The organism is Neolewinella aurantiaca, assembly GCF_008014675.1.
Taxonomy (GTDB): domain Bacteria; phylum Bacteroidota; class Bacteroidia; order Chitinophagales; family Saprospiraceae; genus Neolewinella; species Neolewinella aurantiaca.
In genome coordinates, this window is record NZ_VOXD01000001.1 from 274,434 (window position 1) to 298,187 (window position 23,754).

The 23,754-nt window shown below is 53.3% G+C and carries 16 protein-coding genes; 11 read left to right on the forward strand and 5 right to left on the reverse strand.

The window, feature by feature from the left end; translation table 11 throughout:
- Positions 1-18: 18 nt before the first annotated feature.
- From FUA23_RS01065 to FUA23_RS01080, 4 genes are all read left to right on the forward strand, one after another.
- The gene (locus FUA23_RS01065; RefSeq protein ID WP_147928846.1) at positions 19-3,261 is read left to right on the forward strand and encodes a SusC/RagA family TonB-linked outer membrane protein; all 3,243 of its coding nucleotides are present in this window, start codon (positions 19-21) and stop codon (positions 3,259-3,261) included.
- Positions 3,262-3,435: 174 nt separating this feature from the next.
- A complete protein-coding gene (locus tag FUA23_RS01070) occupies positions 3,436-4,872 on the forward strand; it encodes a SusD/RagB family nutrient-binding outer membrane lipoprotein (RefSeq protein ID WP_147928847.1) in 1,437 nt (478 codons plus the stop codon).
- A 172-nt stretch (positions 4,873-5,044) separates the two neighbouring features.
- Positions 5,045-6,418: a sodium:solute symporter family transporter gene (locus FUA23_RS01075; RefSeq protein ID WP_246143967.1), complete on the forward strand. Its 1,374-nt coding sequence runs from the start codon at positions 5,045-5,047 to the stop codon at positions 6,416-6,418.
- Positions 6,419-6,441: 23 nt separating this feature from the next.
- Complete coding sequence (locus FUA23_RS01080) at positions 6,442-6,783, forward strand: tRNA-binding protein (protein ID WP_147928849.1); 342 nt, start codon at positions 6,442-6,444, stop codon at positions 6,781-6,783.
- A 39-nt stretch (positions 6,784-6,822) separates the two neighbouring features.
- Here FUA23_RS01080 and FUA23_RS01085 read toward each other — a convergent pair whose 3' ends face one another.
- Both FUA23_RS01085 and FUA23_RS01090 read right to left on the reverse strand, forming a co-directional pair.
- Complete coding sequence (locus tag FUA23_RS01085; protein WP_147928850.1) at positions 6,823-7,299, reverse strand: GNAT family N-acetyltransferase; 477 nt, start codon at positions 7,297-7,299, stop codon at positions 6,823-6,825.
- A 394-nt stretch (positions 7,300-7,693) separates the two neighbouring features.
- Positions 7,694-8,074 carry a hypothetical protein gene (locus FUA23_RS01090; RefSeq protein ID WP_147928851.1) on the reverse strand — a complete coding sequence of 127 codons (381 nt, stop codon included), beginning with the start codon at positions 8,072-8,074 and terminating at the stop codon, positions 7,694-7,696.
- 178 nt (positions 8,075-8,252) lie between these two features.
- On the opposite strand from FUA23_RS01090, the gene FUA23_RS01095 reads away from it, so the two are divergent.
- A complete protein-coding gene (locus FUA23_RS01095; protein WP_147928852.1) occupies positions 8,253-8,618 on the forward strand; it encodes a DUF1573 domain-containing protein in 366 nt (121 codons plus the stop codon).
- A gap of 99 nt (positions 8,619-8,717) precedes the next feature.
- Positions 8,718-10,334 carry a S26 family signal peptidase gene (locus tag FUA23_RS01100; protein WP_147928853.1) on the forward strand — a complete coding sequence of 539 codons (1,617 nt, stop codon included), beginning with the start codon at positions 8,718-8,720 and terminating at the stop codon, positions 10,332-10,334.
- A 202-nt stretch (positions 10,335-10,536) separates the two neighbouring features.
- Here the strand turns inward: FUA23_RS01100 and FUA23_RS01105 are convergent, their stop codons facing one another.
- Entirely contained in the window at positions 10,537-12,153 is a 1,617-nt protein-coding gene (locus FUA23_RS01105; RefSeq protein ID WP_147928854.1) for a GMC oxidoreductase, read from the reverse strand.
- A 254-nt stretch (positions 12,154-12,407) separates the two neighbouring features.
- On the opposite strand from FUA23_RS01105, the gene FUA23_RS01110 reads away from it, so the two are divergent.
- Positions 12,408-14,789 (forward strand): endonuclease MutS2, encoded by a 2,382-nt coding sequence (locus tag FUA23_RS01110; RefSeq protein WP_147928855.1) that lies wholly within the window; start codon positions 12,408-12,410, stop codon positions 14,787-14,789.
- A gap of 107 nt (positions 14,790-14,896) precedes the next feature.
- Here the strand turns inward: FUA23_RS01110 and FUA23_RS01115 are convergent, their stop codons facing one another.
- Complete coding sequence (locus tag FUA23_RS01115; RefSeq protein ID WP_147928856.1) at positions 14,897-16,456, reverse strand: glycerophosphodiester phosphodiesterase family protein; 1,560 nt, start codon at positions 16,454-16,456, stop codon at positions 14,897-14,899.
- Positions 16,457-16,807: 351 nt separating this feature from the next.
- On the opposite strand from FUA23_RS01115, the gene FUA23_RS01120 reads away from it, so the two are divergent.
- A complete protein-coding gene (locus FUA23_RS01120) occupies positions 16,808-19,243 on the forward strand; it encodes a carboxypeptidase regulatory-like domain-containing protein (protein ID WP_147928857.1) in 2,436 nt (811 codons plus the stop codon).
- 170 nt (positions 19,244-19,413) lie between these two features.
- Here the strand turns inward: FUA23_RS01120 and FUA23_RS01125 are convergent, their stop codons facing one another.
- On the reverse strand, positions 19,414-19,629 hold the full coding sequence (locus FUA23_RS01125; protein WP_147928858.1) for a hypervirulence associated TUDOR domain-containing protein: 216 nt from the start codon (positions 19,627-19,629) through the stop codon (positions 19,414-19,416).
- Positions 19,630-19,706: 77 nt separating this feature from the next.
- Between FUA23_RS01125 and FUA23_RS01130 the strand changes: the two genes are divergently transcribed.
- The 3 genes from FUA23_RS01130 to FUA23_RS01140 all read left to right on the forward strand — a co-directional run bounded on the left by FUA23_RS01130 (position 19,707) and on the right by FUA23_RS01140 (position 23,571).
- Positions 19,707-20,633 (forward strand): alpha/beta hydrolase, encoded by a 927-nt coding sequence (locus tag FUA23_RS01130; protein WP_147928859.1) that lies wholly within the window; start codon positions 19,707-19,709, stop codon positions 20,631-20,633.
- An 83-nt stretch (positions 20,634-20,716) separates the two neighbouring features.
- The gene (locus tag FUA23_RS01135; protein WP_147928860.1) at positions 20,717-21,688 is read left to right on the forward strand and encodes a threonine/serine dehydratase; all 972 of its coding nucleotides are present in this window, start codon (positions 20,717-20,719) and stop codon (positions 21,686-21,688) included.
- Positions 21,689-21,945: 257 nt separating this feature from the next.
- Positions 21,946-23,571 (forward strand): S8 family peptidase, encoded by a 1,626-nt coding sequence (locus FUA23_RS01140; RefSeq protein WP_147928861.1) that lies wholly within the window; start codon positions 21,946-21,948, stop codon positions 23,569-23,571.
- The last annotated feature ends 183 nt before the right edge of the window (positions 23,572-23,754 follow it).

Genomic DNA, 23,754 nt, shown 5'->3' on the forward strand with positions numbered 1-23,754 from the left:
ACTTTACAAGTCTGTTATATGCTTCGCATTCGTATGCTGGCCACCTTTATTGGCCTGCTTTTTTCCGTCGTTTTACCGGCGCAAACCACTGTGTCTGGTACCGTCATTGATGCTATTACTCAGGAACCGCTAATTGGGGCTTCCGTGTTGGCGCCCGAAGGGGCCGACGTTGGATCCATTACCGATATTGACGGTAACTTCTCGCTTGAAATTCCGGAAGGCTCCAACCATCTCCGGATCAGTTATATCGGTTACAAGAGCCGTAAGTATAATCTGGGCGCGGCCGCAGGTGCAAAGGAAGGTTTGGTGATCGCTCTCCAACCGGGAACTTCGCTCGGCGAAGTGGTGGTTACGGCCCTTGGCCTTGAGCGGGACAACCGCGAACTCGGCTACGCCGTCCAGCAAATCGACGGTGAGGCACTGACCGACGTTCAGGCCGTCAACTTCCTCGATAACCTCTCCGGTCAGGTGGCTGGGCTGCAGGTTACTTCCGGCGCGACCGGGGTTGGTTCTACCAGCCAGATCGTCATCCGGGGGCAAACTTCGTTTACCAACAACAATCCGCTTTTCGTTGTCGACGGTACGCCCATCAACAATAATACTATCATCAACCTGACCAACGAGGATGCTTCCGGCTTCCAGGAAGTAGATTTCGGAAACGGTGCTATGGACGTTAACCCCGCTGACATCGAATCCGTAAGTGTACTGAAGGGAGCTTCGGCAGCGGCACTTTACGGCACCAGAGCGGCCAACGGAGTTGTTCAGATCACGACCAAATCCGGCGGACGGAAACAAGGGTTGGGCGTTAGCTTCAATTCCAGTTTCACGGTCGACAATCCTTTTCAGTTGCCACAACTCCAGAACACCTACGGCCAGGGGCAGGGTGGTCAGTTCGAATTCGTTGACGGCCTCGGCGCCGGAATTTCCGATAACATCACCTACAGCTACGGCCCTGAGCTCGACGCAGGCCTGAACATCGCTCAGTTCGACAGCCCGGTTACGCTGCCCGACGGCAGCGTTGTCCGGGGGGGCGACGTGGCCGTCCACGGTGGTTTGCCCATTACCCCAACCCCGTGGGTGAGCAACCCCGACAACCTGAAAGATTTTTACGAAACGGGAACCACAGCCATCAACAGCCTCGCCATCAGTGGTGGTGGTGATTTTGGCGATTTCAGACTCTCCGCGTCAGATCTTCGTTCCACCAGCTACATCCCGGGGGTAAATCTGAAAAGAAAAAATATCTCCGGAAAGTTCAGCTTTCGCCCGTCGGATAAACTCCGGGTGAACGCCAACATCAACTATATAAACACCAACTCCGACAACCGACCGGCTGCGGGCTACGGATCCGAAAACATCGGTTACAGTCTTACGGCCTGGTACGGCCGCCAGACGAATACCGAGAGCCTGCGTGATTACTGGCAACCCGGTCTGGAAGGAACACAGCAGTACAGTTTCAACTATACCTTCTTCGACAATCCTTTCTTCATCCTCGAGGAAAACCGCAACAGCTTCAACCGGGACCGGCTCTTTGGGAATGTTTCGGCGAGCTATGAATTCACCTCTACACTAAAGGCTACCATCCGTACGGGCATGGACTACAGCAACGAGAAGCGCCAGTTCCTCCGCAACTTCAGTAGTAACCGCTTTACACAGGGCGGTTACGCTGAAAACGACGTACTCTACCGGGAAGTCAATACCGACTTTTTGCTCGATTACCGCCCCAACGTGGGAGGTGAAATTAGTGTAAACCTTCTTGTGGGTGGCAACCGCTTCGACCAAACCGCTCAGAATACCCAGAGTCAGGCCCTCACGCTGGCCCAGCCGGGTATTTTCCGACTCAGCAATGCTGCCAGTCCCGTAGAAATCTTCGACCAGGTAGCAGACAAGCGAATCAACAGCGTTTACGGGCTGGCGAAGTTTGGCTACAAAGACTTTCTCTTTCTCGACGTGACGGGGCGTAACGACTGGTCTTCGGCTCTCGCTACGCCGACCAATGCGGACAACACGAGTTTCTTTTATCCTTCCGTAAGTCTGAGTTTCCTGCCCAAGCGCGTCTTTGACCTTCCGGATAACGTAAGCTTTCTTCAGTTGCGGGCCAACTGGGCTCAGGTGGGCAACGACACCGACCCTTACCGGACAAGTTCGACTTTCGTAGCTCAGACACCGTTTGGCGGCGAACCGACGTTCTCCGAACAAGCTGTACTGGCGGCGCCCGGTCTTGTTCCGGAGAAAACCACAAGTGCAGAAGCAGGCTTCGATGCCCGCTTCATCGACGACCGGATCGGCCTTGATGTAACGTACTACACCCAGACTACGGAGAACCAGATCCTGAGCCTGCCCGTTCCTTCTTCCTCCGGTTACAGCGAACAAATCGTGAACGGCGGCAAAGTGAGCGCCAACGGCCTGGAGGCTGTCCTGAGCCTGCGTCCTGTCTGGAACAATAAGATCAAATGGACGAGCCGCTTCAACTTCAGCACCAATAAAGCCACGGTAGATGAGTTGCCGGAGGGGACAGATCGTTTCACCCTGGCTTTCAGCCGGGTTTATAACTCGGTCAATCAGACGGTGTTCTTCATTGTTGAAGAAGGCGGTGAAATCGGCGACATCTGGGGAACGGGTTACCTCCGCAACGATGACGGCGACCTGGTCCTCAACTCTAGTGGTGGTTTCATCGAAGACAATAACCTGAAGAAGCTTGGTAATTCGAACCCCGACTTCATCCTCGGTTTCCAGAACAACGTCCGCTTCGGCAATTTCGACCTGGGCGTGCTGCTGGACTGGCGTCAAGGTGGAGAGTTGGTCTCACGTACCCTGGCGTTGGCCGGCGTTGCGGGACAACTGGAAGAAACGGAAAATCGTCCGGATGATGGCTTTGTAATCGAAGGCGTCCAAAATACGGGCACAAGCGACAATCCTGTTTACACCCAGAACACAACTGCGGTCTCGGCCGAGAGCTTCTACCGCAGCTTTTACAACCGGAATCACGAAGAGAACAACGTTTACGACGCGAGCTACCTCAAAATTCGTGAAGTTTCCCTTACCTATCGTTTGGGGCAGCAGCAACTCGATGACACCTTTCTGGACGGACTCGGCAGCCTGAGCATCAGCCTGACCGGCCGTAACCTTTATGCTTTTACGGAGATTCCTCACTTTGATCCGGAGCAATTTGCCATTCAGGGGCAGAGCATTGTCGGTGGAGTAGAAGACATCTCTTACCCTTCAGCGAGATCCTTCGGTATCAACCTCGGGGTAGAGTTCTAGTGGCTGACCAGAAGCCCACGATTGAATGCCCACAGGTATTAGTCCGTGGCTTTCATCGGCCGGTTTACGGTGCTCTGAGGGCACTGTGTTGGCCCGGAGCCATGCTCCGGGCCGTGACCTCAACCCGAACCGGCAACTTACTCTGCACCCGCGTTCGCGCCAAAAAAAATTAAAATGAAAAAGCTAACCCTCCTTATATTTTTAACTCCTTTTCTTCTTTTTTTCGCCTGTACCGATGATTTCGAGGCAATAAATACCAACCAGAACGCCCCGAGCGAGGTCCAGCCGGAGCTGCTTCTGCGGCAGGTTCTGTACGGATACGGTGATGCAATGAGTTACGAAGGTTTCGTAGCCGGTAACTTGCTGAGTCAGCACTTTTCCATGATCGATTTTAACCTGTTTGATCGTCATGCGCTAAGCTCTCCGCAGGAGGGCGGCAACCCCTGGCCAATTTTATATACGAACCTGCGCGACAACGAAACGATCCTTGAACTGAGCCGTCAGAATCCGGCCCGTCAGGTGTACGAAGGCCCCGCTCTGGTGATGAAAGCCTACCTGGCAATGACGCTGACCGATCTGTTCGGCGATGTCCCTTACTTCGAAGCTTTCGCGGGCCGCTCCACGGGAGTTACTGCCCCGAAATACGATAAGCAGGAAGACATCTACAATGCAGAAAACGGAATCCTGGATAACCTCGAAAAAGCAGTTCAGGCAATGGATGCTTACCAGGGAGCGGTGCCGCTGAGCGGCGACATCGTTTTCGACGGCGATCTGGACGGTTGGATTCGTTTTGCGAACAGTCTTCGGATCAAGGCACTCATCCGGATTTCAGCACGGCAAGACCCCGGAGATGAGATCCAAGAGATCGTTGATGGGGGCCGTTACCTGCAAACCAACGCACAGAACGCTACCTTCGATTTTGCTTCCGGACCTCCAAACAGTTATCCCTTCGCTACGGCACGGGTTGGTATTTTCAACGTCTTCCTGATGTCGGAAACCGCCGAGGAAATCCTTGCACCTTTGAATGACCGCCGGCTCGATGTCATTTACCGGCCAAGTACCGCCAACAATGATTTCAACGGAATCATTAACGGAATCGATGCCAGCAGCGCTATCGTACCCGACAACTATGCCCGCCCGGGAACCATCTTCCGGGAAAACACCGGTGATCTCGACTTCAATTTCCTAACCGCATGGGAGACTAACCTGCTGCTGGCGGAAGCGGTGGTAAAGGGATACCTCGAAGGAGACGCAAAGACCTATTATGATCTGGGTGTCAACCAGGCCTTCGAATACTACAACCGCCTTCCTGCGGAGTCTTACCTCTCGGTTGCGCCTACGGCTTTCGATGAAGACCGCGCGCTGGAGCAGATTATTACCCAAAAGTGGATTGCCAACATCAGCAATGCCTACGAAAGCTGGGCCGAATGGAGACGGACCGGTTTCCCGGAACTGAAGCCAGTAGAGGCGAGCCTCAACGATGGTCTCTATCCCGTTCGGATGCCTTACCCCAGCGATGAGCAGGCCCTCAATTTCGAGAACTACCAGTCTGCTGCCGCAGCAACTCAGGATAATTCGATCAACGTCCCGGTATGGTGGGACGTAAACTAGCGGAATGATACGGGAGCTGAGCAGTATGCATCAGCTCCCGTTTTTTATTGCTTTTGTCCACGGTACTGGATATTTTGTCTTAAACTGTTGTTGAAAATTAAACCTCTTTATCATCGAAAATATCACATTCATTCAATGGCTGCTGGTCATCGCTTCCAGCCTTTTACTATTTGTGGTTGCACCTTTTGCCCGTACCACTGCTCAGTTTTTCGGCGGCGCTAAAAAAGACCGGGCACCATCTACCATTGCTCTTATCAGCAGCCTCGTAATCAGTTGGTTGTTTGCCAAGTCGATCACCAACGGCGCAAACCTTGGCCTGGCCTTCGGCCTGGTTGGTGGTGTAGCGTACGCTGCTTACTATTTCGGTTTTGCGGTTGCGGGCTGGGTGATTTACAGAATGCGGACCAAGGGCGGCTTCCGGAGTATTCATCATTTTCTTGAGACCCGTTTCGGGAAATCGGCGATGGTCGTCTTCTCGCTGCTGATCTGTTTTCGTTTGTTTAACGAGATTTGGTCGAACACGATGGTGATCGGTAGTTATTTTGGCGGGGTAGGGGACACGGCCTACTACGCCGCGATCCTGGTGTTTACCGGGCTGACGTTGGCCTACAGCCTGAAGGGAGGCATGTCTTCTTCGATCCTCACCGATGTGATTCAGATGGTCTTCTTCGGTATTCTCATTACGGTTATCTTATTGGCCATCATGCCGCGGGTGGATTATGACGTAGCTCCCATCCTGACTTCGGGAGAGTGGACGTTAGCGACGGGAGGCAACCTCTTACTGGTGGCTATCCTCCAGAGTTTCAGCTATCCGTTTCACGATCCGGTGATGACTGACCGGGGGTTTCTGAGCGATCCCAAAACAACACTCAAGGCCTTCTTATGGGCTGCGCCGATTGGTTTTGTTTGCATCATTCTTTTCAGCGTCGTTGGCATTTATGGTCAAATTGAAGGCGTGCAGGGTCAGGCACCGGTAGAAGTCGCTAAACTACTGGGCGGGCCTATTCTGTTGGTGATGAATTTCATTATGGTCACTTCAGCTGCCAGTACGCTCGATTCTACCTTCACCAGTTTTTCCAAGCTTGCGGTGATGGATCTTGGCGTGGGTAAAACGGAGGCGCTGCCGCAGGTGCAACACCCGGTTTCGGAAGAGAACGGCACCGACGAAAAATCCGCTCCGCACTTTAGTGGCGGGTCCAAAAAAACGGTTACTGCCGGGAGGCTGGCGATGGTCACCATCACCGTTTTCGGTACTATTCCCGTGTTCCTCAATCCGGCGATACTCTCGGCGACCACGATTTCAGGTGCAATGGTGGCCGGCCTTGCTCCCGTATTTTGTTTGTGGTGGGTTAAAGCACCACCGCTCAGCTTCTGGCTCTCTATCGGTTTTGGCTTACTCTGTGGTTTTCTGCTCATCTTTGGCTCCTGGCCGGAATACCTGACGGTTTCTACCGGTAAATACGCTGACTTGCTGGGAGTTACGCTCGTGGAACTGGTCGGCTGTTTCGGCTTGTACCTCCTCCCGATGCTTTTCGCAAGAAAGTAGTCTTCCTTGGTTAAATTTACGTCATGAATAACGATACTCCCCTCACCTGGTCTGAGTTTACCCGCGTGGAAATGCGCGTAGGAACCGTAATTGCTGCGCGCCACTTCCCCGAGGCCCGTAACCCGAGCTATATCCTCGAAATCGATTTTGGCCCGTTGGGCCAACGTAAGACTTCGGCCCAGATTACCGACCTGTACCAGCCCGAAGGGCTGGTGGGGCGGCAGGTTGTTGCGGTGGTCAACTTCCCACCCAAACAGATTGCAAATATCATGAGTGAATGCCTCGTTCTGGGCGGTATGGAAGGCAAAGTTATCACCCTTCTCGCCCCGGATACACCGGTAGAGAACGGAACCAGAATCGGCTGATTCAGGTCAGGCTTTTTGCTGGTTTGCGCCCCTGTTACCCTACCAGACCCGTTCCATTATTACTGTGTCGATCCGCTTGCCTCCCACAAGGCCTATGGCTACCTGCGTGCCTACCATACGAAACCCGAAGCCTTCGTGAAAACGGATGCTGCTACCATTATTGGCCCATATTTTAGCCGTAAGGTGGCGGTAGCCAAGCGCGTAAGCTTCCGGTAGCAGTTCATCGTAAAGGTGTCCTCCCAGGCGCTTACCGACGGTTTCAGGCGCCATAAAAATGGTGATCTCTCCCGCAAGGATGTATCCTCCACGGTTGCTGTAGGGTTTCACGTAGGCAAAACCGATGACAATTTCCGCATCGTTGCACATAACGACACACGGTGAGTTTACGGCTTCGATAATGGGCTGGTAATCCGTAGCGGAGAGCGGCTCCAGCATCATGGTTGCAATGCCGAGGTATTGGTTGAAAATATCAGCAATAGCTTGAGCATCAGCTGGTTTTGCGAAGCGTATATTCATTGCAGTCAGCGTTTACCGAACGATTTGTGGGTGCAATGTACTACCCGCAGGAGGAAAAGGAAAGGTGTTTTCCGGCATCCTTTCGGTGTAAGCGCCAGCTGCATCGTGCTAGTCAACGAAGAGCAAATGGGGCGGCGGTGCGCGGGGTGCATTGTAAGGGTTTCGGAAGCAAGAAATGCGGCCAGGTGACTGCTGTGCCGGCTTGCGTTTTGCGGAGTCTGCCCGTCAACTTTCCCTGCATCCTGCGTCCGCGCCGGATACTGAAAACAAAAAAGCGTTCAGCATTCAGTTGCCATTCGGCTACCTGAATACTGAACGCTGTACTGCCCTGTTCTACGGACAGAGTTTATACCAGTGCAGGTGATGCCCGGATATTGGACATGGAGTAACTCCTTTACCTGCCTCTGGTGAAGAGGTACTGGGTACTTCCGCCGGTGGTGGAAGCATTGCCTTCGCTGGGCAGGACCATAGCTTCCTGGTATACCCATCCGTTGCTGATGAGGTAGTTTACGGCGTGCATTACGGAGTTGAATTTGATGCGGTCACCGTCGTTGGGGTTGATCACCTCCATTCGTTGACGGCTGCCGCCCTGTACGCTCTGGCCGTAGTCGATAAAGATGGTCACTTTGCTGGAGAGGAAACGCTCCTGCGCAATCATCCGGATCATAGAAACCTCCTCGAGGTTGTTGATGTTGACGCCGTCTACCACGACTTGGGCAGAAGCGGCAGTGGTAGCCCCCGCGAATAACAGAAGGGCAAAAAGTAGCTTTTTCATTGGTATTGTATTGTTGGTTTATATGGTTAACCGCTTTTGGGTTCGTTTGATTGACCTGGCTTTCAAGTATAGGATTTTCTTAACGAAATTAAGCAAGACTGAAAACGTTTACTTCGTGCAGGAGCAGTAGTACGCTATCTTGTTTCCTGAACTCTTTCCAAAATTATTCTTTCCCCCGATGATTTATCTTATCTCCTTACTGTTGAGTTTGAATATGACCGTTGCTCCGCCTGATGAACCGGTAGAATGGCTCGGCGAAACAACCTTTGATATGGGAGACATCCTGCGGGGTGAAGATCACGTCCACATTTTTAAGTTCAGGAACCTGACCGACGCTCCTATTCTGGTCGAGAACGTCCGGGTAGGGTGCGGGTGCACGGCTACCGACTGGAACAATGTTCCCGTCGCGCCCGGCGAGGTAGGATCGATCAACGTCAGGTATGACGCGATGAACGCCGGTTATTTCCGGAAGTACGTCAAGGTTTTCTTCTACGGACACCGCGGTGGGCATAAGCTGTGGCTGGAGGGATTCGTCGAGAATTGACCAAGGATCATCCGAAGGTGAGCCACGAGGCGGGGCAAATTGTTACCTTCGCGGTCGCTACTAAAAGACAAACAGACTAAAGGTCTAAAAGACTAACCAATGACTTGGCTTACCTGGGTACTTCTACTCGGCTACATCGGCCTCAGCGCCGCGCTCTATAAACTTTTCCCTAAAGCGGGAAAACCTGCCAATCAGGCCCTCATCCCCGTTAAGAATATGATGGTGGTGGCCGAACTGGTAGGGCGCAAGCCATGGCACGCCTTACTGCTGCTGATTCCCTATTTCAACGTGTTCATCTTTGCGGGTTTGATGGTCGACCTGTGTCGTTCCTTCGGTCGGTTCAATTTCGGAGAGCACGTTTTATCGGTCATTGTCTCCTGGGGCTATTTTGGCTGGTTGGGTAAACAAGATGACGTTAAGTACGAAGGTCCGATTCTGGTAAAGGAGCGTGCCTTCCGCAAAGAACTGGCCGTTGCCGAAAAAACGCGGGATAAGCGCGAGATAAATCGGGTGTACGGCAGATACCGTGACTTTGAGAAACCCTTTTACCGTGAATGGGCCGAAGCAGCCATCTTCGCCATCTTCGCTGCGGCAATGATCCGTTTGCTGCTCATCGAATCGTACATCATTCCCACACCCTCCATGGAGGGCAACCTGAACGTGGGCGACTTCCTCTTCGTTTCCAAGATTCATTACGGGCTTCGCCTCCCGGAAACCATTCTGATGATTCCTTTGGCGCACAACCGGGCCCCGTTCACGGGGGGAGAATCCTACATTGAAGGTGCAGAGCTTCCTTACCGCCGCCTTCCTGCGCTCGAAGCGATAGACCGCTACGATCCGGTAGTATTCAATGTTCCGGCAGGAGACAGTGTTTACATTACGCCTGGTCGTAACCATTATCCCTTTGAACTTCGTGCCGGAGGCATGATCCCGCAACAGACGGAGCGGGCCATCGCTAACGGTTATTACAAACTGACCACCCGCCCGCGGGATAAGCGTGATCACTACGTTAAGCGGGCTGTTGGCCTGCCAGGCGAACGTCTCGAAATCAGAGACCGTCAGGTGATTATCAACGGCGAAGCCGTTCCCGATCCCGAAAACGTACAGTTCAGCTACATTGTCAGCCCTGCTCCAACGGCCATCTCCGATGAATGGTCTGACTGGGGAATCAGTGCCGAGGACTACTATCAGGACCGGGAGGGGAATATGGTTTTCTTCCTTAATCAGGATCAGATCGACAAGATGAAAGCGGAAAACCCGGCCATCAGTATCACCCATACCGATAAATCCGCCGAAGGCGGAATCCGGATGTACCCCCATGATACCAAGTACTACGGTAACTGGTCTGTCGATAACTACGGGCCGGTGACCATCCCCGCCAAGGGAATGACGATCAAGCTCGACGACGCCACCCACCGCCTCTACTGGCGTGCCATCCGGGTGTACGACGAAAACCCGAGTTACGAAGCCAAAGGCGGTAAATTTTACCTCGACGGTAAGGAAATCACCGAATACACCTTCCAGCAGGATTACTACTGGATGATGGGCGACAACCGCCACAATTCGGAAGACAGCCGGATCTGGGGCTTTGTCCCTGAAGACCACATCCTCGGTAAGCCTCTTTTTGTATGGTTCTCCATCAAAGAAGGCAGCCTCGCCAATGGCGTCAACTGGCACCGAATCGGACGATCCGGGTCCGCCCAGGGAGGAAGATAGTGAGTTGAGAGTCGGGAGTAATGAGTCTGGAGTCTGGAGTCGGGAGTCGCGCGTATGACAGCGACTCCAGACTCCCAACTCATTACTCCCGACTCATTACTCCCGCCCCATTCCCGCGAAACGAGAGCACCTGCGGCAGCGACTCCCGACTCAAGACTCCCGACTCCCAACTCCAGACTCCAGACTCCCAACTCCCGACTCATTACGCCCCCCAGGAGTCGTCGTCTCCGGCCACCCGGGCGGTTACTTCGATATTGGCGGTGGCGTTATCCGCCATGTATCCGTCGGATAGCGGGAAGTCCTTTGTGGTGAGTTTATCGCCTGCGAACCAGGCTGTTTTAATGTGTTCGGCTACCCGGATGGCGTTGGCGATGATCGTCAGCGTCGGGTTGGTGGCGCCCTGCGAAGGTTGGAAACTTGCGTCGACCACGTAGAGATTGTCGAGATCCCAGGCTTTACAGTTGGGGTCGAGCACGGATGTTTTGGGATCGGTGCCGAATTGTGCAGTTCCCGCCTGATGCCAAGTGAATTCTAACTCTTTCGTAGAACGGTAGAACTCACTGAAACCGGCCTTACGGAGGTACTTATTCTGGAACATGTCCAGAAACTCAAAATGACTTTTGCGGTTGTTGGGCCGGTAGTTGAACTTAATACCTTTGTCCGTCCATTCGATCCGGTTTTTGCGGTCGGGCAGGTCTTCGGAGGTGAACCAGAAATCTACGGCCAGGCGTTGCATTCGTTTTGCGTCCTCGATACTGAGGTCAAGATGGCTGTAATCACCAAGGATGCGGGTATAGTGAGCTTTACCGGTCAGTTGAATCGTCCCGAGCGGGTAGGGGTGCTCCGGTGAGCCGTGGTAAAAATCATGGCAACCCAAGGTTTTCTGGAATATGACGTCATTCTCTTTGTCCGGGTTGATAGCGGATATGCCACTCTGGTTGTGTTTGGTGAAATTGCGGCCTACCTGATCGGATGAGTTGGCTACGCCACTCTTCAGGAGCAGTGCTGCAGAATTGATAGCTCCGCAGGAAACGATGATGATGTCAGCGCTCAATTCCATGGGGACGCCATCTTTTTCCAGTTCGATGCGGGTGATCTTTCCGTTTTCCTCTACCAACCGGTTGACTTTGGAATTGGTCCAGAGAGATACATTTTTGTGTTTCAGGGCGGGGCGGATCAGTGAAGTTTCAGCATCTGATTTTGCGTGAACCATACACGGGAAAGGGTCGCAGGTGTTACAGGCAATACAGGGGCGCCGCCACGGCTCATCGATGTCACGATTCAGCGCAAGGTTAGAATGGTGGATGTTCAGGCCGAGGTTGCTCAGGTCCTGGGCGACTTCAGCGATTCTTCCCTCGTGCGGGAAAGCCTTGAAGGGGAAGGGACCACTACGAAACCCGGAGGTTTTGTCTTCGCCGGCGTTGCCATGAATTTTCATAACGTGCTCAGCCATCATGTAGTACGGTTCGAATTCGTCGTAGCCGACGCACCATCCGGGGCTGATACCTTCTTTATGTTGCACTTCGGTAAAATCTTCGGGACGCTGCCGGTGCAGCAGCGCGCCGTACATTTTGGTGTTTCCGCCTACGCGGTGGTAAACGATGGGCTTTACGACGGGCTGTTTTTCATCGGGGCCGATCCATTCCACCTTAGCTTTGTAACCATCTTCTCCGAAGATGAAATGAGGATCCCAGTTGCGTTTCTCGCGGGGCAGGAAGGTTCCCTGTTCCAGAATAAGAATCTTTTTCCCGGTGTCGGCAAGGGTGTAAGCCATGGTACCGCCTCCCGCTCCGGAGCCGATAATTATTACGTCGTACATACTAGTTTTTTGGTCAGTTGGGCTTTAAGCCCGTGGTTTAAAGCATCTTTTGGGTCAATGGTTCACTTTGGCGGGGTCGCAGGTGCAGGGTTTGTTGGATGAAATCGTCTGGAATCTGCAGCAAAAAAGACCGCCAGCTAGCTTCGGTCTTTGCTTCGAAACGCTGATTTTGCACCTGCGACTGCGCCAAAAAAAGCGAAATTCCGGAACTATCACGGCCGAAAGTACGTTAGTACCCTTTACGAGAAGATACCATGAATTTACAACCAAGGGACACCTACGAGAAACTGGAATTCGACAAGATTCTTCATATTTTGGAGGAACAGTGCAACGGCGAAATGGGCCGGATGCTCATCCGAGAAACCCAGCCTTCCGTCAAAGTTACCCACATCAACCGGATGCTGGATGAGGTCGCCGAATTCAAGCAGGGAACCGAAGAAAAGCAGCTCTTTTCCATCGGTGCTTACGATGATATTTCGGAAGAATTGAAGATGCTCATGATCGAAGGGTACGTCCTTTCAGAATCGGGCCTCGCCAAACTCAACGTTCTGTTGCTGCAAACCAAAGGCATCTTTGCCTTTTTCAATTCACCTGAGCGGAAAGAAAAGTACGAAGCACTCTTCGGACTTATCCGCAAGATCGACTTCGAGCCCCAGCTCTCTGCTGAAATTGAAAGCGTAATCGACGCCGAGGGCGTCATCCGTTCAGATGCTTCAGACGAACTCTCCCGCATACGCCGGCTCATCGGGTCTAAACAGCGCGAAGTGGAGAAGGTCTTCCGCCAGGTGATCGAGAAGTACCGCCGCGCTGGCTTCCTGTCCGATACCGTCGAAAGTATGCGCAACGGCCGCCGGGTACTCTCCGTGCCCAGCGAGCACAAGCGCAAGATTCGTGGTATCATCCACGACGAATCCGCCACGGGAAAAACGGCCTTCATCGAGCCCGATGCAGTAATCAGTATCAACAATGATATCTTCGATTTTCAACAGGAAGAAAAACGCGAAATCTACCGTATCCTGCGGGAGCTGTCGGATAAACTACGCCCTTACGTAGATCACATGCGCGACTACGCCGATCTGATCGGTTATCTCGACGTGGTACAGGCAAAGGCAAACCTCGCGCGCCAGTTGAAGGCCTCCCGACCCAAAGTACATCACCGCCCAACCATCGGTATTTTGCAGGGCTACCATCCTTTACTCTACCTGAAGAACAAGCCGTACGGCCGCAAGACGGTTCCTTTTGACTTGAACCTGACGGGCAAAAACCGTATCCTGATGCTTTCAGGGCCTAACGCCGGTGGTAAGTCGATTACCATGAAAACCGTCGGCCTGTTGCAGCTGATGCTGCAATCCGGAATGCTGGTGACGGTCGAAGCCGAATCTAAAATGGGCGTATTCAAGCAGCTTTTCGCTGACATCGGCGATCAGCAGAGCATTGAGGATGACCTCTCGACCTACAGCTCGCGGCTCAAAAATGCGAAAGCATTCCTTAAAGCAGCCGACGACGCAACGCTCGTCCTGATCGATGAGTTTGGCTCGGGCACCGACCCCGCTTCCGGAGGAGCAATTGCTGAAGGGATTCTTGACGGACTGAACTACCGGAAGGTTTTCGGGCTCATTACCACCCACTATTCCAACCTGAAGATTTACGCCTATAAAACGAAGGGAATCATCAACGGAGGGATGCACTTCGACACCGAAACCCTGGACCCCACCTACGAGCTTAAGGTAGGTAAGCCCGGCTCAAGCTATGCCTTCGAGATCGCCACCAAAACCGGCCTGCCCAACCGCGTGATGGAATACGCCCGGCGTCGCGCGGGCAAAAACGAACGGGCTGTAGACCAGCTCCTCGTCGACTTGCAGCGCGAAAAAGCGGAGGCGGACGATAAGCTCCGCGAACTCGACCAGAAGCAGAAAACGCTCGATGCGCTGACCCGTACCTACGAGGAACTCCGGAAGGAACTGGAAGTCCGCCGTAAGCGCCTGAAGCTCGAAGCTAAGGAATCCTCTCTTCAGGAAACCGCAAAGTACAATAAGGAAATGGAGAACCTCATCCGCGATCTGCGGGAGGGAAAAAAACTGGAAGAGGCAAAAGAGAAAGCGAAGGAACTGCGCAGCAAGCGCACCGAAATCGCTGAACAGGTAACCGATTTGGTAGAGGATATCTACTACGCTCCCGTGAAGGGTGGAGACGACGACATCAAGGTCGGAGACCACGTTCGGTTGCGCGCCGGAGGCGCGACGGGCGAAGTGGAATCCATCAATAAGAAACGGGCTACTATCATTGTGGGTGATCTTCGTCTTGAAGTCAAGCTCCGCGACCTCGAACAGGCCAATGCTCCGCTGACTATCCGGAACCAGAAGAGTGTGAGCAGTAACATTGCCGCCACGGCGACCTTCTCGAATAAGCTCGACGTGCGGGGTATGCGCTACGAAGAGGTGTTAGCCACTATGGAACTCTTCGTGGACAACGCGCTGATCGCCAACGCAAGTCAGTTGCGAATCGTCCACGGCAAAGGAACCGGAACATTGAAGCGGGCCGTTCGCCAGAAACTATCGGAGTATAACCACAACTTCAAGCTCACCACGCCGCCGCGGGAGGCCGGGGGAGACGGGGTTACGATCGTAGACCTTTAATCTGGTCGCGGCATACTCCGTGGGCGAGCCTCCGGTTGCGAGATTTGAGACCCGGTATTTCCGAAGGAAATACCGGGTCTCATGTTTTATCGACTGCGTTGATTGGTTTATTCAGCCGCAATTTCGCTTACCCGGTCCGGGTAGTTGGTGATGAAACCGTCGATTCCCAGGTCGAGCAGGTTGCGGATATCCTGGTGTGTGTTCACCGTCCAGGCGTAGATTTTCAGGTTGGCATCGTGCATTGTTTTGACGGATTCTGGGTTGAGACTACCCTTATAGGCATTGATGGAGAATGCCTTGATTTCCTTCGCCAGCTCAAGCGCAGCAAGGGGCGAACCATGGGGGAGAATTCCTATTTCGACCTGGTCGTTTAGCTGACGCATCGTTTTAAGCTGGTCGTGCCGAAAGCTTGAAATATGGAAGTCCTCGATTTTCCAGCCGCGGTTATCAATGAAATCCCGGATGATGCGGTAGGTTGGCTCCGCGGTGCCTGGTCCTTTGAGTTCAATGTTGAGGCGCAGTTGCTTATCCATGACCTTCATCGCATCACTCAGCAGTGGAATGCGGGATCCGTCGGCTAAAGTTAACTGATTGAGTTCGGAAAGGGTGTAGTCCGCAATTTTGCCGTTTACACCGGTGAGCCTTTTCAGGTCACTGTCATGAAAGCAGACAACATTGCCGTCCTTCAGAGCGAAGACGTCGAGCTCGATCATGTCGGCATCGAGTTCGACGGCTTTACGGAAGGCCGCGAGGGAATTCTCGAGGGCGTAACCACTGGCTCCCCGGTGGGCAACAATAACCGGGCGCGGGCGCGGGTGCACAGTGGCGATTACGGGGAAGTGGTCGCTGGCGAAGCGTCCGTCGATTGCGTCGGTGAGGGTCGCGTAGCGAAGCACTTCGGTCCGGGGAGTCGATGAGGCAAAAACATAGTCTATCCGTCTGGTCGCCGGTTGACCGTACCGGAAACCGGTGAAGGTGCCCGATGGCCCGAGCCTGACCGAAGCGGCGTCGTGGGTATCCGTCATTTTGGCCCGGAATTTTTGGATGGGTTCGGAATCGGGCTCGAGGTTAAAATCTCCGGTTACGAAGTAGGGGACCTGGTCCTTGTTCAGCGAGTCGACCATGCGTAGAATCAGGTCTGCGCTTTGGGAGCGGGCCAGTTCGCCCACGTGGTCGAAGTGGGTATTGAAGACTATGAACTCATCACCGTTGCTGCGGGGTTGCAGCCGTACCCAGGTACATATCCGGTTCAGGGCTGCGTCCCATCCTTTAGAAATCTCAGCGGGTGTTTCGCTGAGCCAGAAAGTTCCGGAATCGGTTACGCTGAATTTATGGCGGTTGTAGAATACGGCGGAATACTCGCCGCGGTCACCGCCGTCGCGCCCCTGGCCGACGAAGCTGTAAGCGGATAGATGCTCGTTGAGCCACTTAACCTGCTCTGGCAATCCTTCCTGAGTACCGATCACGTCCGGTTGGTGGTAATTGATCTGGCTGGCAAGGAACGTTCGTCGTTCGGGCCAGGCATTTTCGCCGTCGCTGGCAACGTTCAGACGGATGTTGTAGCTCATTACCGATAGGGGCTGTGTATCGGGAACCTTGCTTTGCACCTGCGTGTGCGCCCAGCTGCAGCCAAGCGTAAGGAGGAAGAGGAGAATGAGTTTGGGCATGTCGGGTATTGTTTCGGGCGTTTTCCGAAGAGGGGATGGAGAATATGAACCTATATTTTCATCCTGCCCCCATTTTTGGGCTGATAGACTAAAGAAAAGCAAATATTTGCCCCGCGAAGGTAAACCGAATGTGACCTTTGAGCCGCTTATTAACGTCTTAATTCGGTAAGCAAAATGGCGGTGAACTCCCGAATTAGCACTAATTAGGGGGTAATAGACCAAAAATACCGCGAACATAGTTAAATTTGTTATGTTTCGTTTCCGGATGGTTCCCCTGGCACCGTCGGGATCAAACAAGCAATCATCCCTCTTTAAGAGCTTTCACCACTACTGATTACCTAAACACTCAAGATGAAAAGTCTTCTTCAATCATGCCTCGTTCTGCTACTGTTAGCCGTAGCTCTTCCCGTTCAGGCCCAATTCCGTAGCGAAATGCGGACGGCTAACAAAGAATACGAACTCAAAGCGTACAACCTGGCGGTTGAATCGTACAAACGTGCCCTCGCCCGCCGGCCTTCCGACGTGGAAGCTCTGAGCCGAATTGCCGACTCTTACCGGATGCTCAACCAGATGCAGACAGCCCATGGCTATTACCAGCAGGCTGTTTTGGAAAAGAGGGTAGAGCCTCACACTATCCTGGAACACGCGCATGTGCTCAAGAGCCTTGGTCGTTACCAGGAAGCAAAGCAGTGGTACCTTTTGTACGCTCGTGACCACGATAGCGTGGAGGGTAACCACTTTGCTCAAAGTTGCGATTTTGCCATTGCTCAGGCAAATGCCGATGGTGGATTTACCGTACAGGCCATCAGTGCCAACTCTCCGGTATCCGACTTTGGGCCCAGCATGGTGACACCAACAGAGTTGGTGTTCAACTCTTCCCGCACTGCCGCCGGAAGCTTTGATGGCGAAGCACGCAACAAGCCTTTCGTTGCGGCCATCGGCCCTGACGGCACGCTCCAGCAGGCTTTCGAACTGCGCACCGGCTACACCGATGCCGCCGGGAACGTTGGCCCGGTGAGTTACAGCCCGGACGGCCGCCAGGTAATCTTCACCCGGAACAACTTTACCGCAGGCACCAGAATGGTTCCCGAAGCAGGCATCAGCATGAACCTGATGATCGCTGAAATTAACGCTGAACAGCAATGGGTAAATGCGCGTCCGCTTCCCTTCAATGGCACCGACATCAGCTCCGGTTACGGTACTTTTTCGGCCGATGGTAATACGATCTACTTTGCCAGTAACCGCCCCGAAGGATACGGTGGCTACGATATCTACCGCGTCAATCGTCAGGGACAAAGCTGGGAAGCTGTTCCGGAAAACCTCGGAACAGTCGTCAACTCAGTCGGAGACGAAATCACGCCTTTCTTTGATGGTCAGAGCTTATTCTTCTCCTCGAACTGGCACCACGGCCTGGGGTCTTACGATGTTTTCCGCGCTGAGGTCGTGAACGGCCGCCCATCCACGCTTTACCACATGGGTAAAGGAATTAACTCGGAGCGGGACGATATCGGGTTCACCTACGATGCTGTGACCAGCAGTGGTTACGTTGTTTCCAACCGCATCGGCGGCTCCGGACAAGAAGATATTTACCGCGTAGGACGGGCCAACGTTAACAAGGTACTGATGGTGATGTCTGCACAGGATGGCTCGGTTATTCCAAATGCAGCGGTTGATTTCAGTAGCTGTGGAGGTCAGGTTTACGCTACAGACGCTGGTGGTCGTTACGTTCTGCAACCAATTGAAGGGCTGAACTGTGATATCGTGATTGGCGCAAACGGCTTCCAGGCCGTTCGGGTACCGCTGCAAAGTCTCCAGCCCGACGCGCAGAACATCGTGCGTGTGTCACTGAATCCTGCTTCTTCCGTTGGCGGAAGCATCGGAACTGTCCCTCCTGGTGGTGGCCCAACTCCTCCGGGAACTTACCGCGGTTACGTTACCGACGCACAGACCGGTTACGGTATTCCCGGAGCTAACATCCAGATTGTACAACGTACCACCGGCCAGACGGCTAACCTCAACACCGGGTCGGACGGAACTTACCTGATGGAACTCGCTCCCTACAACACTTACGACGTACAGATTACCGCTTACGGCTATGAAACGGTTCGTTTCCCGGTAACCAACAATGATGGCAGCGACCCCAACGTACTCGGTAATATGACGATGCTTCCCGACGCTTCTGTTTCAAGCGGAGGAGGAAGTTCCGGAGGCAGCAGCACGGGAGCGACGTCTTACACCCAGGTACAAGGATATTCCGTTCAGGTTGCCAGCCTTGCCAAATCGCCGGACCTGAACAAATTCAACAATGTGAGCGATCTCGGTCGGGTGTACGACGTGAACGACGGTAGTTCTTACAAAGTCCGGATCGGTGTATTCGCAACCCGCGCCGAAGCCGCTCGTGCAGCTGCCGAGGCAAAAGCTGATTACCCCGGTGCATTTGTAGTGGCAGACAGTGGTACGGCTGCGTTCTCATCTGGTGGTTCTACTTACGTTCCGCCCAGCAACCCGACCACAATTACAACTCAGCCATCGAACCCGAGCAGCTTCGGCCGCTTCAAAGTACAGTTGGGAGCCTACGGCAAGCCGCAAAACTTCGTCCGCAGCAAAGCTCAGCAACTCGGTACGCTCGAAACCACCATGCGTGGTAACCTTACGCTGTTCATGATCGGCAATCTCAACTCGTTGACCGAAGCGCGTAACGTTCAAGCCAACGCACAGGCGGCGGGTTACACCGGTGCATTCGTACTGGAAAGCATCAACGGAGTACTTACTAAGGTGCCTAACTAATCATCAGCAAAGCATCCGGGGCTCTTTGCGTGAGCGTTTTGCACCGGATAATATCGCTACCTGATGTTGGCGTACTGCATCCGGAAGAAATTCATTTAACCATTTAACGGTGAGTTGAATTTCTTCCGGGAGCTGTACGCTTTTTTTGTTTTAGTTGAGGCTGTAAGTTTTTATCCATCAGCCCGTTCAACCTCGCTTTCCAGCTTCAGGACTTTACCGCCGTCTTCCTGTTCGATGTAGAGCGCTTTATCTTCGTCTGACCCGTTGCGGGTCACTTCCGATCCTTTGATTGTTTTGGTGACAGACCCGGTATAGGTCTCGTTTACTTTGCCACTTGCGTGGCCGTTGCCCCATTTCCATTTTACTTCGGTTCCTTTCCTGATCATTTTATTTGGTTTTTCTTCTAAAAGTTAGCTTTTTTGAAAAATGTTCGGAACGATGACTTAGGTCTATATTTAGCGCTATGAAATACTTTGCACTGGTAACCTTCCTTTGGCTCAGCGTAGCTGTTGGGGCGCAATCCATCATCCCTTTGTATCCGGAAGGCATTCCCTGTGCCAACGAATTGACCGAAGAGGAACATATGGAAGAGCACATGGGGCGCTTCATCACCAGCGTCCACGCACCGCTGCTGGAGCACTACTCACCGGTGCCTCAAATTGCTACCGGAGGAGCAGTTATGGTCATACCCGGCGGGGGATATTCCATCATGGCCTGGGGGCACGAGGGGCACGATATCGCCCGGCACCTGTCGGTGGAGGGGTTGCACGTGTTTATACTCAGGCACCGTCTTCCTAAAAATGAACGTCCTGAATGCCGGAGCCACGTTGCCCTCGACGATGCACAGCGGGGAATACAAATCATCCGGTTACTGGCTGACTCTTTGGGGGTGGATCGGGAAAAGGTAGCGGTTTTGGGTTTTTCTGCCGGAGGTCACCTTGCGGCTTCGGCGGCGATTCATACACTTGAGCCCGACAGCATAGCTTACCCTGCTGCCAGGGCTTTTTCGAGCCGTCCCAACCTGAGCATTCCCGTTTATCCCGTTACGATCATGGAGGATTCTGAAGCAGCTCACCGGGGCTCGATCAATAATCTGCTAGGCCCCAAACCGTGGGATCCCGACCTGCTGGAGCACTACAACCTGCCGGGGCAGGTGCACGCGCTGGTTCCGCCTACCTTTCTTGTGCACGCCGGTGACGATAAAGCGGTCCCGGTAGAAAATTCGCTGCGGTATTACTCGGCGTTGCAGCGGGCCGGAGTGCCCGCCGAATTGCACATCTATGCGCAGGGCGGGCACGGATTCGGGAGTGCATTCCAAACGGATCTGCCGGTTCGTGGATGGATTGAAGAAATGTTGAACTGGTTGCGGGGCCACGGCTTTGTGCGCTAGCTTACCGGTGGAAGCTATAATTTTACGACCTTTAATCTATCAGTCCCGTCAGGCTGATCGTCGATCACACTTACTTACGCTCCATGATAGAACTCAACCCATTAAGTCAGCCACCAAATCAGGCCGATCTGCTGCTTACCCACGAAGCAATTCAGCCGTTCATACACCGGACGCCGGTGATGACCAACGCCAGCCTCGACCGGATGAGTGGGTGCAAACTGCTGTTCAAGTGTGAGAATTTTCAGAAAATAGGAGCCTTCAAAATGAGAGGGGCTGCTTCTGCGGCGCTGCGGCTTTCTGCCGCCGAGCGGGAACGTGGTTTAGCTACGCACAGCAGTGGGAACCACGCACAGGCAGTAGCCATGGCGGCAAAAAAACTTGGGGTGCCGGCCTACATCGTGATGCCCCACGATGCGCCGAAGGTCAAGATCGCTGCGGTGGAAGGTTACGGTGCTCAGATCAGCTACTGCGTAAACACGCCCAAAGACCGTCAGGAGGCATTGGATAAAGTGGTTGAAAAAACCGGGGCTGCGTTTATTCATCCGTTCGATGATTACGGCGTCATTGCCGGGCAGGCAACGGCGGCGATGGAACTGATCGAGGATACACCGGGGATCGTGCTCGACCTTATCCTCGCCCCCGTTGGGGGCGGTGGGCTGATGGCCGGAACTGCGCTGGCCTCCCGCTACTTCAGCGTCCAGGCAGAGGCCTGGGGAGCAGAGCCACACAATGTAGATGATGCGGCGCGATCGCTGGTGCAGGGGTCGGTTCAGATAAACGAAACCAATGAGACCGTCGCCGATGGCCTGCGGACTAACCTGGGTGAAAAGACCTTTGACATTATTTATAAGCGCGTTCCCCGGATTCTGATCGTCGATGAAGACGAAATTGTGGCCGCAATGCGCCTCATCTGGGAACGAATGAAGATTATCGTTGAACCAAGCTGCGCGGTGCCATTTGCTGCGGTGCTGCGTTATCCGGAGTTGTTTGCAGGCAAAAATGTGGGCATCATCCTGACCGGAGGAAACGTAGACGTGGTCGGCTTACCGTTTTAAGAGTAATATCACTCTACCGGAAGACATCCGGGTCTGGCTTTATGTGCTCGTAGCGTCTTTGCTCATCCAACCTTCCTGGCACCTGCGTGCCGCGCCCAAACTTTAAGCCTACATTAAGAACCACAGGTAAGAACAGATCGTTAACGAGAAAGAAACGATTTTAGGTCGTTCCTTAGACAAGATCATGCGAGAAAGTCAGTGTTAGTAGACCTTTCAGAAAAAACATTGCTTTCTTTGCAGCAAATTAGCAACCAAATATGAAAAAACTATTCACCCTGGCCCTCCTGCTCAGCACGGCCATCACCTTTGCACAGGATGCCCCCAATGATTGGTGGGACCTGGACCGTACCGACAACTCTTACCCAGGTGTGAGTGCCAATAAGGCCCTCAAGTACCTCGAAGGTAAAACCGGACAGACCGTCGTAGTGGCGGTTATCGACTCCGGAGTCGACATTGAGCACGAAGACCTCAAAGACATCATCTGGACCAACCCAGGTGAGATTGCCGGCAACGGCATCGATGATGATAACAATGGCTACGTGGACGACATCCACGGCTGGAACTTCATCGGCGGAAAAGACGGACGTAACATCGACAAGGAGAACCTGGAAATCGTACGGGTTTACAACACCCTGAAGAGTAAGTACAACAACCGCAACCGCGAGGGCCTGAGCAAAAAGGAGAAAGTCGAGTACGACACGTACATCGAATACAAGGAGAAGATCGAAGCCGAACGTGCTGACCTCGAACCAACGGTAATGCAAATCATGCCGATCAAGGAAGCAATGGATAAGGTTGCAATGAATATCGGCAAAAAGCCCATGGAAGTAACCTGGGAAGACGTTGAAGCCCTCAAAACGAAAGATGCCTTCACCGGTATCGTTCAGGGCATGGCCGCGCGCGCTTCCGCTCAGGGAGCAACCTTCTCTGACACCTACGGACAGATCAAGGGCTACGCTGACTACCTCGATCAGTCTTACAACTACAACTACAACCCTGATTTCGACGCCCGCGATATCGTAGGCGATAACCCCGGAGACCTCGACGATCGGAACTACGGAAACAACGACGTAGAAGGTCCTGATGCAATGCACGGAACTCACGTATCCGGTATCATCGCTGCCGTTCGTGGCAACGGTATCGGTGTCGACGGTGTAGCCGGCCCCAATGTGCGCATCATGTCTGTGCGTGCGGTTCCTAACGGAGACGAACGTGACAAAGACGTTGCAAACGCGATCCGTTATGCCGTAGACAACGGTGCATCTGTGATCAATATGAGCTTCGGTAAAGGTGCAAGCCCTTACAAGAAAGCGGTGGATGCTGCGATGAAGTACGCCGAGAAAAACGATGTTCTCCTCGTACACGCCGCAGGTAACGACGGTAAGATGCTTACCCTGACCAATAACTTCCCTAACGATACTTACGAGGGTAAGAAGAAAACAAGCAAAACCTGGATCACTGTTGGTGCCTCCAGCTCGGATTACGGCGAAACGCTGGCCGCTCCTTTCTCTAACTACAACAAGAAAATGGTAGACGTATTCGCTCCCGGTCACCGCATCTACGCGACTTTCCCGGACGATAACTACAGCGCCATCAGTGGTACTTCGATGGCCGCACCCATGGTGGCTGGTATTGCCGCAATGCTGCGCAGCTACTTCCCCGATCTGAAAGCCAAGCAGGTAAAAGAGATCATTCTCGAGTCTGCGCTGCCCGTTAACCTTGACGTCGTTAAGCCTGGCTCCGACGAAAAGGTCAGCTTCGCTGAACTGTCTGCTACCGGTGGTCTTGCCAACGCTTATACTGCCGTTAAGCTCGCTGAGCGTACCAAGGGTAAGAAAAAGAAAGTTGCTAAGCGCGACGAAAGCCTGATGATGTTCAAGTAAGAACCTCCCGAACCCGATAATAGCGGGTCAGTGCCAGAAATGGTACTGACCCGCTTTTTTTATGCGCGGACGCAGGTGCCGGGGAAGCTTTCAAAAACCTTTTGCTCTCCTGAGTCTGCTCTTCTCTTTCGGCAAAAGGTACCGGGGGGAGCGGCGTGCGAACCCAGATGCTCTGTTCTGTTA

Bases quoted from the DNA above. Each gene is read 5' to 3' on its own strand.
- FUA23_RS01065 (WP_147928846.1), top strand. From the start codon at position 19: ATGCTTCGCATTCGTATGCTGGCCACCTTTATTGGCCTGCTTTTTTCC.
- FUA23_RS01070 (WP_147928847.1), top strand. From the start codon at position 3,436: ATGAAAAAGCTAACCCTCCTTATATTTTTAACTCCTTTTCTTCTTTTT.
- FUA23_RS01080 (WP_147928849.1), top strand. From the start codon at position 6,442: ATGAATAACGATACTCCCCTCACCTGGTCTGAGTTTACCCGCGTGGAA.
- FUA23_RS01085 (WP_147928850.1), bottom strand. From the start codon at position 7,299: ATGAATATACGCTTCGCAAAACCAGCTGATGCTCAAGCTATTGCTGAT.
- FUA23_RS01090 (WP_147928851.1), bottom strand. From the start codon at position 8,074: ATGAAAAAGCTACTTTTTGCCCTTCTGTTATTCGCGGGGGCTACCACT.
- FUA23_RS01095 (WP_147928852.1), top strand. From the start codon at position 8,253: ATGATTTATCTTATCTCCTTACTGTTGAGTTTGAATATGACCGTTGCT.
- FUA23_RS01100 (WP_147928853.1), top strand. From the start codon at position 8,718: ATGACTTGGCTTACCTGGGTACTTCTACTCGGCTACATCGGCCTCAGC.
- FUA23_RS01105 (WP_147928854.1), bottom strand. From the start codon at position 12,153: ATGTACGACGTAATAATTATCGGCTCCGGAGCGGGAGGCGGTACCATG.
- FUA23_RS01110 (WP_147928855.1), top strand. From the start codon at position 12,408: ATGAATTTACAACCAAGGGACACCTACGAGAAACTGGAATTCGACAAG.
- FUA23_RS01115 (WP_147928856.1), bottom strand. From the start codon at position 16,456: ATGCCCAAACTCATTCTCCTCTTCCTCCTTACGCTTGGCTGCAGCTGG.
- FUA23_RS01120 (WP_147928857.1), top strand. From the start codon at position 16,808: ATGAAAAGTCTTCTTCAATCATGCCTCGTTCTGCTACTGTTAGCCGTA.
- FUA23_RS01125 (WP_147928858.1), bottom strand. From the start codon at position 19,629: ATGATCAGGAAAGGAACCGAAGTAAAATGGAAATGGGGCAACGGCCAC.
- FUA23_RS01130 (WP_147928859.1), top strand. From the start codon at position 19,707: ATGAAATACTTTGCACTGGTAACCTTCCTTTGGCTCAGCGTAGCTGTT.
- FUA23_RS01135 (WP_147928860.1), top strand. From the start codon at position 20,717: ATGATAGAACTCAACCCATTAAGTCAGCCACCAAATCAGGCCGATCTG.
- FUA23_RS01140 (WP_147928861.1), top strand. From the start codon at position 21,946: ATGAAAAAACTATTCACCCTGGCCCTCCTGCTCAGCACGGCCATCACC.